Origin of the sequence: Isoptericola sp. AK164 (genome assembly GCF_029643425.1) — a bacterium.
GTDB classification, from domain to species: Bacteria; Actinomycetota; Actinomycetes; order Actinomycetales; family Cellulomonadaceae; genus Isoptericola; species Isoptericola haloaureus.
Window position 1 is genome coordinate 2,595,425 of the sequence record NZ_CP119106.1, and the last position, 13,497, is coordinate 2,608,921.

General features: G+C 71.1%; 10 protein-coding genes. 3 read left to right on the forward strand and 7 right to left on the reverse strand.

The features are described from left to right. Positions 1–60: 60 nt before the first annotated feature. The gene (locus tag PO879_RS12045) at positions 61–2,121 is read left to right on the forward strand and encodes an acyltransferase family protein (protein ID WP_278235131.1); all 2,061 of its coding nucleotides are present in this window, start codon (positions 61–63) and stop codon (positions 2,119–2,121) included. A gap of 28 nt (positions 2,122–2,149) precedes the next feature. On the opposite strand, the gene PO879_RS12050 is transcribed toward PO879_RS12045, so the two are convergent. Next, positions 2,150–3,208, reverse strand: coding sequence for a sulfotransferase family 2 domain-containing protein (locus tag PO879_RS12050; protein ID WP_278235132.1), 1,059 nt, complete (start codon positions 3,206–3,208; stop codon positions 2,150–2,152). A gap of 218 nt (positions 3,209–3,426) precedes the next feature. Here PO879_RS12050 and PO879_RS12055 point away from each other — a divergent pair, with 218 nt between their 5' ends. After that, positions 3,427–6,006 (forward strand): glycosyltransferase, encoded by a 2,580-nt coding sequence (locus tag PO879_RS12055; protein WP_278235133.1) that lies wholly within the window; start codon positions 3,427–3,429, stop codon positions 6,004–6,006. 26 nt (positions 6,007–6,032) lie between these two features. Further along, positions 6,033–7,076 (forward strand): sulfotransferase family 2 domain-containing protein, encoded by a 1,044-nt coding sequence (locus PO879_RS12060; protein ID WP_278235134.1) that lies wholly within the window; start codon positions 6,033–6,035, stop codon positions 7,074–7,076. Here PO879_RS12060 and PO879_RS12065 read toward each other — a convergent pair. The 6 genes from PO879_RS12065 to PO879_RS12090 all read right to left on the reverse strand — a co-directional run bounded on the left by PO879_RS12065 (position 7,070) and on the right by PO879_RS12090 (position 13,399). Beyond that, a complete protein-coding gene (locus PO879_RS12065) occupies positions 7,070–7,696 on the reverse strand; it encodes a sulfotransferase family 2 domain-containing protein (protein ID WP_278235135.1) in 627 nt (208 codons plus the stop codon). The genes PO879_RS12060 and PO879_RS12065 overlap by 7 nt on opposite strands. A gap of 56 nt (positions 7,697–7,752) precedes the next feature. Continuing rightward, positions 7,753–9,525: a glycosyltransferase family 2 protein gene (locus PO879_RS12070; protein WP_278235136.1), complete on the reverse strand. Its 1,773-nt coding sequence runs from the start codon at positions 9,523–9,525 to the stop codon at positions 7,753–7,755. Between the two features lie 31 nt (positions 9,526–9,556). Next, positions 9,557–10,177, reverse strand: a complete 621-nt coding sequence (locus PO879_RS12075) for a sulfotransferase family 2 domain-containing protein (protein ID WP_278235137.1) — start codon at positions 10,175–10,177, stop codon at positions 9,557–9,559. 112 nt (positions 10,178–10,289) lie between these two features. After that, a complete protein-coding gene (cysN, locus tag PO879_RS12080) occupies positions 10,290–11,600 on the reverse strand; it encodes a sulfate adenylyltransferase subunit CysN (protein WP_278235138.1) in 1,311 nt (436 codons plus the stop codon). A gap of 3 nt (positions 11,601–11,603) precedes the next feature. Continuing rightward, positions 11,604–12,506: a sulfate adenylyltransferase subunit CysD gene (gene cysD, locus PO879_RS12085; protein WP_278235139.1), complete on the reverse strand. Its 903-nt coding sequence runs from the start codon at positions 12,504–12,506 to the stop codon at positions 11,604–11,606. Then, complete coding sequence (locus PO879_RS12090) at positions 12,503–13,399, reverse strand: inositol monophosphatase family protein (protein WP_278235140.1); 897 nt, start codon at positions 13,397–13,399, stop codon at positions 12,503–12,505. The genes cysD and PO879_RS12090 overlap by 4 nt, the downstream gene beginning before the upstream one ends. Positions 13,400–13,497: the final 98 nt, after the last annotated feature.

Here is a 13,497-nt window from a genome sequence, read left to right on the forward strand (position 1 = left end):
TCCGGGACGACCGCTGCCCCGACCGCGAGGGCCACCTCCGCCCCGTCCAGGAGCTCCGCCGTGCCCGACGTCACCTCCGCCCGACCGCGGCACGCCCGCCACCACTCCCCCGACGCCTCGGGCCACATCGTCGAGCTCCACGGGCTGCGCGGTCTTGCCCTCGGCCTGGTGGTCCTGTTCCACCTGTTCGGCAACGGTCGCGTCTCCGGCGGCGTCGACGTGTTCCTGGTCATCTCCGGGTTCCTCGTCACCCGCTCGCTCGTGCGTCGCGCCGACGGGCCCGGCATCCGGCTGGGGCAGCACCTCGGCCGCACCGCCGCGCGACTCGTCCCCCCGGCCCTGGCGACCTTCGCGGGCGTCGCCCTGCTCGCCGCGGTGCTCCTGCCGCCCGCGCAGATGATCGACGTCGGCCGCGAGATCGTCGCCTCGGCGCTGTACGTCGAGAACTGGGCGCTGATCGCCTTCCAGCTCGACTACGGGGCGGCCGGACCGACCGCCAGCCCGCTCCAGCACTTCTGGTCGCTGTCGGTCCAGGGGCAGTTCTTCCTGCTGTGGCCGCTCGCCGTGATGGCGCTCGCCGTGGTCGCCCGCCGCGCGGGCTCGACGACCGGCCAGGTCACGGCCTGGTTCGTGGCGGCGACGACGACCGCGTCCTTCGCCTACGCCGTCCACCTGACCGCGGTCGACCAGCAGGTGGCGTACTTCGACTCCGTCGCACGGTACTGGGAGCTCGGTGCCGGGGCGCTGCTGGCGCTGGCGGCACCGCACCTCCGTCTGCCGCACGTCCTGCGCGCGGGGATGTCGTGGCTGGGTCTCCTGCTCATCGGCAGCGCCGGCCTGCTCGTCGACGGGGCGCGGCTCTACCCCGGCCCCTGGACCCTGTGGCCGGTGCTGGGTGCTCTGCTGGTCCTGGCCGGCGCGGGTTCCACCGCGTCGTGGAGCCCGCGCCGCGCGCTGCAGGTCCGCCCGCTGCGCTTCGCCGCCGACATCTCGTACCCGCTGTACCTGTGGCACTGGCCGCTCCTGGTCTTCTACCTCCGAGCCCGGGGGTACGAGCAGGTCGGGTGGCGGGGCGCCGCGGCACTGCTGGCCCTCTCGGTCCTCCTGGCCTGGCTCACGCACCGCCTCGTCGCGACGCCCACGCGTGACCGGTCGTACCGGGTGGGCCCTCGACGGACACTGCTGGCCGCTGCGGTGTCGACCGCCCTGGTGGTCGCCACGGGGACCGGCGTCGTCGCCGCCATGGAGCACCGGCAGCAGGCCGCCCTGGCGCAGCTGACCTCGGTGTCGCCGGAGCACCCCGGTGCCGCCGCGCTCGCCGCGGACGCGGACGACTCCCGGCCGTGGCGTGCCGGGTACCGCCCCTCGGCGGAGCACGGGAGCGCCGACAAGCCCGCGATCATCGACGCCGACGACTGCATCCAGAAGGCCGGGGACGGCCGCGGCCGCGACGAGCTGCACGTCTGCTCGGTGCACCGACCGCCGACCCCCGCGCGGCACGTCGTGATCGCCGGGGGGTCGCACTCGTACCAGTGGGAGCCGGCGCTGACGAGCATCGCCGAGCAGCAGGGGTGGGAGCTGACCGTCCTCGGGAAGGGCGGGTGCCGGCTCGCCGTGCGGGACGCCGGCGACGACTGCGCCCGCTGGGCGGCGGACGCGCTGGACGAGATCGTCCGCCTCGCCCCGGACGCCGTGGTCGTCACCGGGACGCAGACCCGGGCCGGGGCACCGCATCCGGGCGAGACCGTCGAGGACGAGCAGGTGCACGCGTGGCAGGAGCTGCAGGCGCACGACATCCCGGTGGTCGCGGTCCGCGACAACCCGCGCTTCGACGTCGACCCGCCCGACTGCGTCGGGCGGCACGGGCCCGCTTCCGAGCGGTGCACCGTCGCCCGGCCCCACGTCCTCGCGCCGAGCAACCCGCTGACGACGGCGACCGTTCCGGACAACGTGCACCCGGTCGACATGAGCCCGTGGCTGTGCCTCGATGACGAGTGCCCGGCCGTGGTCGGCAACGTGCTCGTCTACCGCGACGACGACCACCTCACGGCGACCTACGTCCGCACGCTCGCGCCGTACCTGCGGACGGCCGTGCAGGACGCGGTGCCGTCACTGTTCTGACCTGGCCGGCCGCTGCGTCCGGGTCGCGTCAGCGACGCCCCCACACGCTCCGCAGCCGGTCGGCTGCGGCACGGGAGGCCCCCCGCACCGTCCGCCGCTCGAGCGCTGCCTCGAGCTCGGCGACCCGGCCCCGGAGCTGCCGGATCTCCTCGTCGGTGGCGGCACGCTCCCGGCGGACCTGCCGACCCGCGAGCGCGATGTCGGCCAGCCGCTGCCCGGTCGCCACCCGGGCGGCGATGTCCTTGAACGCGTCTGCGGACCACTCGGGGTCCTTGGCCAGCACCGTGTCGAAGTCCCACAGGTGCCCGAACCGCGCGAGATCGTCCGCGTAGAGCCGGTCGAGCGTCTCCCGGACCTCGGTGGGGAAGAGCCGGCCCGCCACGGGCAGCGGCGTCTCGTTCTCGCGCGCGAGCGGACCGATCTCGCCCCGGTGGCCCTGCTCTCCCACGTGCGCACCGAGGTCCGTGAGCAGCTTGGGGATCTCGGAGGTCTGGTACAGGTGGCTGTACGGCACCGTGTCCTCGTTGAGGAGCGACACCTGGGGGCGGAAGTGGACGTCGCCGAACACGCGGGAGCCCTGCGGCGAGTCGAGCAGCCGGACGAAGGCGGCGAAGTCCTCGACGACGTCCTGGGTGCTCCCGGGAACACGAGGGAGCCACGGTGCGTCCCGGAACTTGTCGAACGAGTGGCGCGGGTTGCCGATGAGGAACTTCGACTGCCACGCCGACCAGACCCGCAGCCGGGGGTCGCGCACCACGGCGAAGACGAACCAGCCGTTCTCCGGGGAGATCTGCGCACGCAGCTCGGGGTCCACCGAGACCAGCGAGTCCACCCCGCTCCACGCCGACTTGCGGTGGATCGTCTGCTGGCGCGTCGGTGCGAGGTTCATGACCTGGTGGAAGCGCTGCGGGTCCTTGCCCGTGAGCTCGGCCATCAGCCACTTGAGGCTGGTGCTGGCGTTCTTCGCGACGTTGACGAAGACGACCCGGTGGTCGGGCAGGACCCACGAGTTCCACACGTCGCCGGCGTCACCGGCGTCGCGGGGCGCGTCGTCCCGGGTCTCGATACGCCGGCGCTGCTCACTCATCTCGCTGGTGCCTCTCTCGTCGGTCCGCAGGGCCCGGGGAGGGACGCGTGCGCGTCCACCGTCCGGGTGGAGGAACCCGAGTCTAGGGGTTTCCGGCGGCCACCCCGGAGAACCTGCCACCACTCCGGGCCAGCACGCTAGACTCCCTGGGTTGCTCCGGGCGGCCGTCGCGCTCCCGCCCGCTGCACGGAACCCGAGACCCGGCTGGGAGGCCTTGCATGTCGTTCAAGCAGGCGATCGACAAGTCGCGCGAACGGTACTCGCGCGCGGTCGACTTCGAGTCGCATGCTTTCTGGCGGTCCCGTCCGATCGTGCCGGGAACCGTCCTGTACGAGTCCTTCTCCGGCAACGGCATGCTCTGCAACCCCCGGGCCGTCTTCGAGATGCTGCTCGAGGACCCCGCCTACCGCTCGTTGACCCACGTCTGGGCGCTCGACTCGACCGAGGCGATCGACGCGGCACGCTCCCGGTGGCCCGACCGGGTCCGCTTCGTCCTCAAGGAGTCGAGGGCCTACTACCGCGCCCTGGCCACCTCCCAGTACCTCGTCAACAACGCGACCTTCCCCCCGCAGTTCAGCAAGCGGGAGGGCCAGACGTACCTCAACACCTGGCACGGCACCCCGTTGAAGAAGATGGGGTACGACATGGCCGAGGGTGGGAGCAGCTCGCGCAACATCGTGCGCAACTTCGTCATGGCGGACTACCTGGTCTCCTCGAGCCCGTTCATGACGGAGCAGATGTACGCCGCCGGCTACAAGCTGCGCGGGATCTTCCGCGGCGAGATCCTCGAGAGCGGTCAGCCCCGCACCGACGTGCAGCTCACCGAGGGCGCCGGGGTCCGGGCGCGCCGGCAGCTGGCCGAGGCGGGCCTCGACGTCGAGGGTCGCCGGGTCGTGCTCTACGCGCCCACCTGGCGAGGATCGTTCTACGCGCCGGCCGACGAGACGAAGCAGCTCCTCGAGGTCGTCGAGTCGTTGCAGACCCGTCTCGGCGATGCGTACCGGGTGCTGCTCAAGACGCACCAGGTCGCCTACGGGTTCGCCCGCTCCTCGGGATCCGGCCGCGACGTCGTCGTGCCGAACGACATCCCCACGAACGTCGTGCTCTCCGCCACGGACCTGCTGGTCACCGACTACTCCAGCATCTTCTTCGACGTGCTGCCGACGCGGACGCCGATCGTCCACTTCGCGCCGGACGCCGCGCACTACGGCGGCGCGCGTGGGCTGTACGAGGACCTCGACGCCCTTCCCGGTCCTGTGGCGACGACGCGGACCGAGCTCGGCGAGGCCGTGCTGCGGCTGGCCGAGGAGGGGCTCGACGGGCTCGAGCCCGATCGACGGGCGAACTACGACCGCTTCGTGGCCACCTATGCCCCGCACGACGACGGCGGAGCGACGAGGCGCGTCGTCGACACCGTGTTCGGCGGCCGACCGGCCGGGGTCGTGCACCGTGACCTGGACGACGACGGCCGGACGTCGCTCCTCGTCTACCTCGGCGGGCTCCGGTCGAACGGCATCACGACCTCCGTCCTGAACCTCCTGTCGGCGATCGACCCCGACAGGTACGACGTCTCGGCCTTCTACGGACCGCCGCAGACGCAGGACGAGATGCAGAACGAGGCACGCATCCCGTCCACGGTCCGGCTGTTCCCCCGCGTCGGCGGGTTCAACGGTTCCAAGCGGCTGCGCAACGCCCGGCGCGCGCTGTTCAACGGACTCGACCAGACGCACTCCCGCGTCAGCCGGCAGCGGATGCAGCCCTACTTCGAGGACGAGTGGCACCGCTGCTTCGGCGACTCGCGCTTCGACCACGTCGTCGACTTCTCCGGTTACGGCCCGATGTGGCCGAACATCCTGCTCGCCGCGCCGACCGGCCACAAGTCCATCTGGCTGCACAACGACGTCCTGGCCGACGCGCAGCGCGAGGTCGACGGCAAGCGCAACCTCGAGCAGCTGCTGCACGCCGTGTTCTCCACCTACGACCGCTTCGACTCGCTCGTCTCGGTGTCCGAGGAGCTGGCCCGGATCAACGCGTCGAAGCTCTCGGACCGTGCCCCCGCGGAGAAGTTCACCTACGCGCGCAACCTCATGGACGCGGAGCGGGTACGCCGCATGGCCGGCACGGACGTCGACGGCTCGCCGCGCCGTCCAGTCGGACCGGACGAACGTCTGGGCAAGGACCTCGTGACAGACCTGCACACGTTGTCCGACCTGTACGGGGCGCACCGGGTCGACGAGGCGTGGACGCGTCAGCAGGTCGTCCGCGCCGCCTTCGGCCACCGCAAGGGCACCAGGTTCATCACCATGGGCCGGCTGTCGCCGGAGAAGAACCACGCACGGCTCGTCCAGGCGTTCGCCACGGTCGTCGCCGCGGAGCCGGACAGCCAGCTGGCGATCCTGGGCGGCGGCCCCCTCCTGCCCGCGCTCGAGAAGCAGGTCGCGAGCCTCGGCCTCCAGGACAACGTCCGGCTGACCGGCTTCCAACCCAACCCGTACGCGGCGCTGGGCGAGGCGGACTGCTTCGTCCTGTCCAGCGACTACGAGGGCCAGCCGATGGTCATCCTCGAGGCTCGGACCCTCGGCGTCCCCGTCATCACGACGGAGTTCGGGTCCGCGAAGGGAGCGCTGGCCGACGACGAGGGTCTCCGCGTGCCCCGGGACGCCGACGCCCTCGCCCAGGGGATGCTGACGTTCATCCGGTCGGGCGTCCCCCAGCGTCCGTTCGACACCGCGGCCTACAACCGCGAGGCTCTCCGAGAGTTCTTCGCCGCGGTCGGTGCGACCGGCCGCGGCCACTGACCTTCCCGACCGACGGAGCAGAGTCCATGTCCGAGCCCCACGTCGAGCTGACGACGGCCAACGCGCCGACCAACTCGTTCGTCATCCCCGACAAGCGGATCGTCTACATGTCGGTCACGAAGGCCGCCTGCACGAGCATGCGGTGGATGGTCGCCGACCTGGCCGGGGAGGACCCCGAGTCCTTCCTGCACGGCACCGGCGCGACCCAGACCCAGCTCATGACGATCCACGGTGGTCGGGGGCGCTGGCAGCACACCCCCACGCTCGCCCAGCTCGACCCCGCCGTGCTCCGCGAGATCCGTCCCGACAACGGGTGGTTCGTGTTCGCCGTCGTCCGCAACCCGTGGAGCAGGCTCTGGTCGGCCTGGCAGTCGAAGTTCCTCGTCCAGCACGCGTTCTACCGGCGGACGTACGCCGACGAGCCGTTCTTCCCCCGTCAGCCGGAGAGTCCGCAGGACGTCGTCGAGGACTTCCAGTCGTTCGTCGCGGCCCGCCCGTGGCTCCAGCACCCGGTGCTGACCAAGGACGCCCACTTCCGGACGCAGTCGCGCTCGGTGGCCAAGGACCGCGTGCCCTACTCCCGCGTCTACGACGTGCGCGAGATCGGGACCCTGCTCTCCGACCTGCACACCCACCTCGAGGGCCTCGGCCAGGACCAGGAGCTGTACGTCCCGCGGGCGAACGAGACACCGCTGGCCCCCGTGCCGGGACTGTTCGACGGCGCGGCGACCGGCGTCGTCGAGGAGGCCTACGCGGCCGACCTGGAGACGTTCCCGGGCTGGTGGAGCGTGGACGACCTGAAGTGCGTCGACACCTGGTCGGACGACGCCCTGGCCAACATCCGGGCCCAGGTCGCGGCCAACGAGAGGATCTCGGCGCTCAGCGTGCGCGCCCGGGAGATCCAGGGCTCGCTCAAGGAGACCCGCAAGGAGCTGTCACGGGCGCAGGCACGGATCGCGGCGCTGGAGGCCCCGAGGTCACCCGTCCGCGCCGCCGTCCACCGCGGCCGGTCGCTCGCCGGCCGGGTCGCGGGACGACTGCGGCCGTCCCGCCGCACGACCTCTCAGTAGCCGAACTGCTCGTAGTCGCTGCGGTAGAACTCCCGCAGCCCGCGGCGCAGGCGGTCGGAGACCTCGACGTCGGCCGTGGAGACGCCGGCGGCCTCCTCGGGCCGCTGCGCGCGGGGTACGGTCGATCCGACACCGAGGTCGTAGACGCTGTCGAGGCGCTCGATCGCGCGGTCGAGACCGTCCTCGTACCGGAAGACCTCGCTGCCGGGCACGTAGAACTCGCTCTGCGGCCGCAGGTGGTTGTCGTGCAGGTAGGGGTTCTCGAGGTAACCCTCCAACGCCCCGGCCGCCCACCGGTCGACCGAGGCGGCGTCGGTGCGCAGGTCACGGTAGTTGCGCATCACGTACTCCGAGCGGAACCGGGCGACGGGATCCCGCACGACCATGAAGATCGCTGTGAACCGGTCCAGACGCAGCTCGGCCTCCAGCGCCTCCCGGTGCATGTGCTGCGGGGACGCCCGGCGGTAGCCGTTGAACCAGGGGCCCTTGGTCCCGGACCGCCGGTCGCAGTAGCTCATCCGGTAGCCGCTGGACCGGAAGAGGTTCTCGATCGAGGTGCCCCCGGTCTTGGGGACGTGGACGAAGAGGACGCTCTTGTCGTCCCGGACGAAGACAGGCACCGTCGGCCCTTTCTGTGCTGCGGATGACGCTGACGAGAGCGCGTCGCCGGACGCGCTCAGCGGAAGAGGATCGCGCTGCGACGCCCTTCGAGGACGACGCGCACCTGCTGGTCGGGCTCCCACCGCGCCCGGGTCGTCACGCGGACGCCCTTGCGGTCGACCCGTAGCCGGGCCGGCGAGAGCGAGCCGTCGATCTCCACCTCGGCGTCGATCGCCGTCCGGCCCCGCCCCACGACCTTCGGCAACGAGATCGTCGTCACGCCGAAGGACCGTGACACGTCGGCAGGGGTCGGCTGTCCCGTCCCGACGACGGTGCGGACCCGGGACCCCAGGTCGACGGCCAGGAACCCCGCCCTCGTACGGTAGACGACACCGGTCGTGCCGTCGAGGACGGCGCCGGAGGCGCGGTGGTGGAGCGCAGGGACGCGGTGCGTCGCGCCGAGGCCCAGGCCCGTCATGCGGAAGTACAGGTCCTGGACCTCCCGGTCCAGCGGGCCCCCGAGGGCCGCCGCGAGCGGGTCGACGACGGCCTCGGCCGTCAGGACGAGCGTCAGCTCCCCGTCGCTCTCCTGCGAGAACGTCGCCGACCCGGTGGTCGGCTGGATCCAGTCCACGCTCGAGTCCCGTCCGCGGACGACGACCTCGGGGACGAAGGTCGACGGGTCGGGGACGACCGCGCTGTCGCCGACAGCGGCCAGCAGCTCCTCCGGGAGCGCACGGACCACGCTGCCGCTCGCCTGCCGCCGGAACCGGACGGGCTCTCCCCGGCCGTCGACCAGCCGGGCCTCGACGGCCACGTGGAGCCCGTCCTCGGCCCACCGGGCCGAGGACGCCGTCGCCGCGAGCCGGGTCCCGTGGTCGATGCGCGAGAGCCGGACGAGCGCGTCGACCGCGCCCTGGCGCAGCAGGGTCGACCGGATCCGGTCGGCGGGGGTCAGCAGGCGGTCGATCTCGACGGGGAAGTACCGCAGCAGCCCGGTCACGCGGTCGATCAACCGGTCGCGGAAGTCGTCCGAGTACCGGTGGAAGCCACCGGCCAGTCGTTCGAGGATCCGGCTGCGATACCACCTGATCAGCAGCTGGTCCTTCTTCTCGGACGGAGGCATGGCGACCACCGGCTGCAGCGACGACTCGAAAGAGCTCCAGTAGACGTCGAAGTCGTAGCCCCCCTTGTGGCTGTTGTCGTCGTAGATCATCCAGCGGTAGCACGGGTAGTCCGCCAGGATCCCGATCCGGTCCGTCCGGGACCAGACCTCGGCGTTGTAGCTGAAGTCCTCGAGGCGGACCGGGCCCTCGGGGAACGCGATGCCGTGCTCCAGGAGGAAAGACCGCCGGTACAGCTTGTGGGGCGTGATGCACTGCAGCCGCTGCTGGTCGAGCCGGGTCCGCCCCTCCTGCGCCGGCCAGGACCGCCAGCCCGGGGTCAGCCACCCGGACACGACCTCCTTCGGGTGCACGACGTCCAGGTCGTGCCCCGCGGCGAACTCGTACATCCTGCGCAGCGCCTCGGGGAACAGGTAGTCGTCGTGGTCGGAGAAGAACACGAACTCCGCCTCCGTCGCGGCGACCGCGACGTTGCGCGGCCGCCCGGGCCACCCGGAGTTCGGGATCCGCTCGACGAAGACGTTCGGGTGCTCGGCCGCCACGGCCGCGAGCCGCTCGTAGGTGTCGTCGGTGGAGCCGTCGTCGACGAACCGCAGCTCCCAGTTCTCCGCGTCCCAGCGCTGGGCCAGGACCGACGCGATCAGGTCGTCCAGCTCAGGGGGCGAGTTGTAGGCCGCGACGACGACGCACACCTTGGGTCGCTGCTTCGTGGCGGGTGCGCTCACGCCGTCCTCCTCGTGCGGTCGGGCGTCATCCTCAGTACCCGAACATCAGGTGGTCGAGGGCGTAGAAGTCCCGGAGCCGGTCCTCCAGCTCGGGGCTGATCCGCACCTCGCGACTGGACACGCCGCTGGTCTTCTCGCTCGTCCGGTCACGTCCCACGTGGGGCGGCAGGTCGAACCCGTGCTCGGCGTTGAGGCGCTCGACGACGGCGTCCAGCCCGTCCTCGAACGCGAAGACCTCGGCACCGGGCACGAGGTACTCCGCCTGCGGGCGGATGTGGTTGCCCAGCACGAACGGGTTCTCCTCGTACCGGGCCAGGATCTTCCGGGCCCAGCGGTCCACCGCGCGCTCGGAGGTGTCCACGTCGGTGCCGCGCCGCCAGACGTACTCCGAGCGGAAGCGCGCCAGCGGTTCGCGGACCACCATGAACACGGCCTCGAAGGACTCCAGCACGAAGTTCTCCTGGAGCATCTCCCCGTGCATGTGCTGCGGCGTGCACCAGCGGAAGTTGTTGAGCGTGCCGGGCCCGATGCGCCCGTCGTGGTACGCGATCTGCCAGCCGGCGGCCTTGAAGTGGTTCTCGATCGACGACCCCCCGGTCTTGGGGACGTGGATGAAGAGCACGCCACGGCCGTCCTTGGTCAAGATCGGCATGGGCTGGGACCTTTCCTCAGTGCCGCGAGCCACGACGGACACCTCGGCCGGACGTCATGACAGGTTCCTCGGCACCGACCGGTGCCGAGGAACCGTCTGTTCAGGGGATCGTTCAGGACGCGTGCGGCAGGCCGCCGATCATCCCGGCGGCGACGGTCTTGTTCGTCGACTCGTCGACCAGGATGAACGAGCCCGTCTGCGGGTTCTGCTGGTACGGGTCGACGAACAGCGGCTGCGTGACCCGGAGCTGGATGCGGCCGATCTCGTTGAGCTTGATCTCGGTCGCCTCCTCGTCGCGGTGCAGCGTGTTGACGTCGACGCGGTAGTTGATGTCCTTGACCATCGCGCGCGCCCACCGGGTCGTGTGCTTGATCGCGTACTTCTTGCCCGGGACGAGCGACGAGTCGGAGTCCATCCAGCAGATCTGCGCGTCGATGTTCTGCAGCGCCGCCGGAGTGTTGTTCGGCCGGGCGATCATGTCACCGCGGGAGATGTCGATCTCGTCCGCGAGACGGACCGTGACGGCCATCGGCGGGTAGGCCTCGTCGACCGGCCCGTCGGCGGTGTCGATCGCCTCGATCGTGGTCTCCAGGCCCGTGGGCAGCGCCACGACCTTGTCCCCCGGCTTCATGACGCCGGAGGCGACGGTCCCGGCGTAACCGCGGTAGTCGCGGGCGTCGTGGGACTGCGGCCGGATCACGTACTGCACGGGGAACCGGACGTCCATGAGGTTGCGGTCCGAGGCCACGTGCAGGCGCTCCAGGTGGCTGAGCAGCGCCGGGCCGTCGTACCACGGGGTGTTCTCGGAGCGGTTGACGACGTTGTCGCCCTCCAGCGCGGAGATCGGGATGAACGTCAGGTCGGGCACCCGCAGGCGGGAGGCGAACTCCGTGAAGTCCTTGCGGATGTTCTCGAAGATCTCCTCGGAGTAGTCCACGAGGTCCATCTTGTTCACGCAGACCACGATGTGCGGCACGCCGAGCAGCGTCGCCAGGAAGGTGTGCCGGCGCGACTGCTCGATGACGCCCTTGCGCGCGTCCACGAGGATCAGCGCGACGTCCGCCGTCGAGGCGCCCGTGACCATGTTCCGGGTGTACTGGATGTGCCCGGGGGTGTCGGCGATGATGAACTTGCGCTTCGGCGTCGCGAAGTAGCGGTAGGCGACGTCGATCGTGATGCCCTGCTCGCGCTCGGCGCGCAGGCCGTCGGTGAGCAGCGCCAGGTCGGTGTAGTCGTTCCCGCGGTCCTGCGAGACTTGCTCGACCGAGTCCAGCTGGTCCTCGAAGATCGTCTTCGAGTCGAACAGCAGGCGGCCGATGAGCGTCGACTTGCCGTCGTCGACCGAACCGGCCGTCGCGAACCGCAGCAGGTCCACGGAACCGTCGGTCAGGGCCTCGGCGGTGGTGTTCTCGGTGGTGGTCATGGCTTAGAAGTAGCCCTCTCGCTTGCGGTCCTCCATCGCGGCCTCGCTGACCTTGTCGTCACCGCGGGTCGCGCCACGCTCGGTGATCCGCACGGCGGCGGTCTCCTCGACGATCGCCTCCAGCGTGCTGGCCTCGGACTCGACGGCGGCCGTCAGGTTGGCGTCACCGACCGTGCGGTAGCGCACGGAGCGGATCTCGGACGTCTCGCCGTCCTTGAGCGGCGTGAACTCGTTGACGGCGAAGAGCATGCCGTCCCGGTCCACCACCTCGCGCTCCTGGGCGAGGTACAGGTCGGGGATGTCGATCTGCTCGGCCGCGATGTAGGACCAGATGTCCAGCTCGGTCCAGTTGGACAGCGGGAACACGCGGATCGACTCGCCCTGGTGGACGCGGCCGTTGTACAGGCTCCAGATCTCCGGGCGCTGGTTCTTCGGGTCCCACTGGCCGAAGTCGTCGCGGAAGGAGAACACGCGCTCCTTGGCGCGGGCCTTCTCCTCGTCGCGGCGCCCGCCGCCGAACGCCGCGTCGAAGCCGTTCTTCTCGACGGCCTCCAGCAGCACGGGGGTCTGGATCCGGTTGCGCGAACCGTTCGGCTCCTCGCGGACCAGCCCACGGTCGATCGCGTCCTGCACCGAGGCGACCACGAGCTGGATACCCAGCCGGTCGACCCAGCGGTCGCGGCAGTCGAGCACGGTCTGGAAGTTCAGACCGGTGTCGACGTGCATGATCGGGAACGGGATCCGCGCCGGCGCGAACGCCTTCGCCGCCATGTGCAGCATCACGATGGAGTCCTTGCCGCCGGAGAACAGCAGCACGGGGCGCTGCATCTCCGCGACGACCTCACGGATGATGTGGATGCTCTCCGCTTCGAGGCTGCGGAGCTGGCTCAGGACGTGAGATGTCACGACTGGGCACCTTCCTTGATCACCACGCCGACCTCCTGCAGCGCGTCCCGCAGGTGCGCGGCCAGGGCCGGGTGGCAGACGAACAGATCGGGGAGCCAGGGATCCTGGCGGTTGTACTCGAGAGCGGAGGCGTCGAGCCGGGTGGCCACGTGCCCCGCGGCGAGCGCGACACCGACAGGAGCCGCCGAGTCCCACTCGTATTGTCCACCGCCGTGGACGTAGGCGTCGACGGTGCCGTCCACGACCGAGACGACCTTGACGCCCGCGGAGCCCATCGGCACCAGCTCGACGTCGTCACGCTCGGCGAGCGCGGCGACGAACGCGGGCGGTCGGGACCGGCTCGCGGCGATGCGCAGCGGGCGGTCCCCGGCCAGCACGGCCCGGGCAGCGGCGTCCTGGTCCGTGGCCGACGACGGCGAGCCGGTGGTGTGGACCACCGCACGCGCGGGCAGGGCCACCGCCGACGTCGCGAGCCCGCCGGGACCGTCGGTCGCGTCGTCCACGCCGCGGGCCCAGAGCGCGACGTGCACTGCGAAGTCGTCCCGCCAACCGCCGGACGCCGCACCGTCGTCGGACCTCTCCGAGAACTCCCGGGTGCCGTCGAGCGGGTCGATGATCCAGACCCGGTCGGCGTCCAGACGGGCTGCGTCGTCTTTGGCCTCCTCCGACAGCACGGCGTCGGACGGACGGGCGTGCGCCAGAGCGGCGGCGAGCCACGACTGCGCGGCGGCGTCGCCGGCGTCCTTGAGCTCGCGAGCGTCGAACGAGCCGTCGGCGGCGTCGATCGCGGTGCGCAGCCCGAGCAGGACCTGGCCCGCCCCCTCCGCCAGTGCGACGGCGAGCGAGTCGTCGTCCAGAGCGGGGTCGGGAAGAGCCGGTACAGGCGTGGTCATCGAGCTCCTCAGGGTCTCGGGAGATGGCGCACGTCGATTCGCGAACCTGGCCGAGGCTACCATTGCCGCCATGTCTGCCAGCCACTGCTCCCGGCGGT

What these genes read in the sequence shown, in the direction of transcription:
- PO879_RS12060 (WP_278235134.1), top strand. Translation starts at nt 6,033, where the DNA reads ATGTCCGAGCCCCACGTCGAGCTGACGACGGCCAACGCGCCGACCAAC.
- PO879_RS12055 (WP_278235133.1), top strand. Translation starts at nt 3,427, where the DNA reads ATGTCGTTCAAGCAGGCGATCGACAAGTCGCGCGAACGGTACTCGCGC.
- cysN (WP_278235138.1), bottom strand. Translation starts at nt 11,600, where the DNA reads ATGACCACCACCGAGAACACCACCGCCGAGGCCCTGACCGACGGTTCC.
- PO879_RS12075 (WP_278235137.1), bottom strand. Translation starts at nt 10,177, where the DNA reads ATGCCGATCTTGACCAAGGACGGCCGTGGCGTGCTCTTCATCCACGTC.
- PO879_RS12050 (WP_278235132.1), bottom strand. Translation starts at nt 3,208, where the DNA reads ATGAGTGAGCAGCGCCGGCGTATCGAGACCCGGGACGACGCGCCCCGC.
- PO879_RS12090 (WP_278235140.1), bottom strand. Translation starts at nt 13,399, where the DNA reads ATGACCACGCCTGTACCGGCTCTTCCCGACCCCGCTCTGGACGACGAC.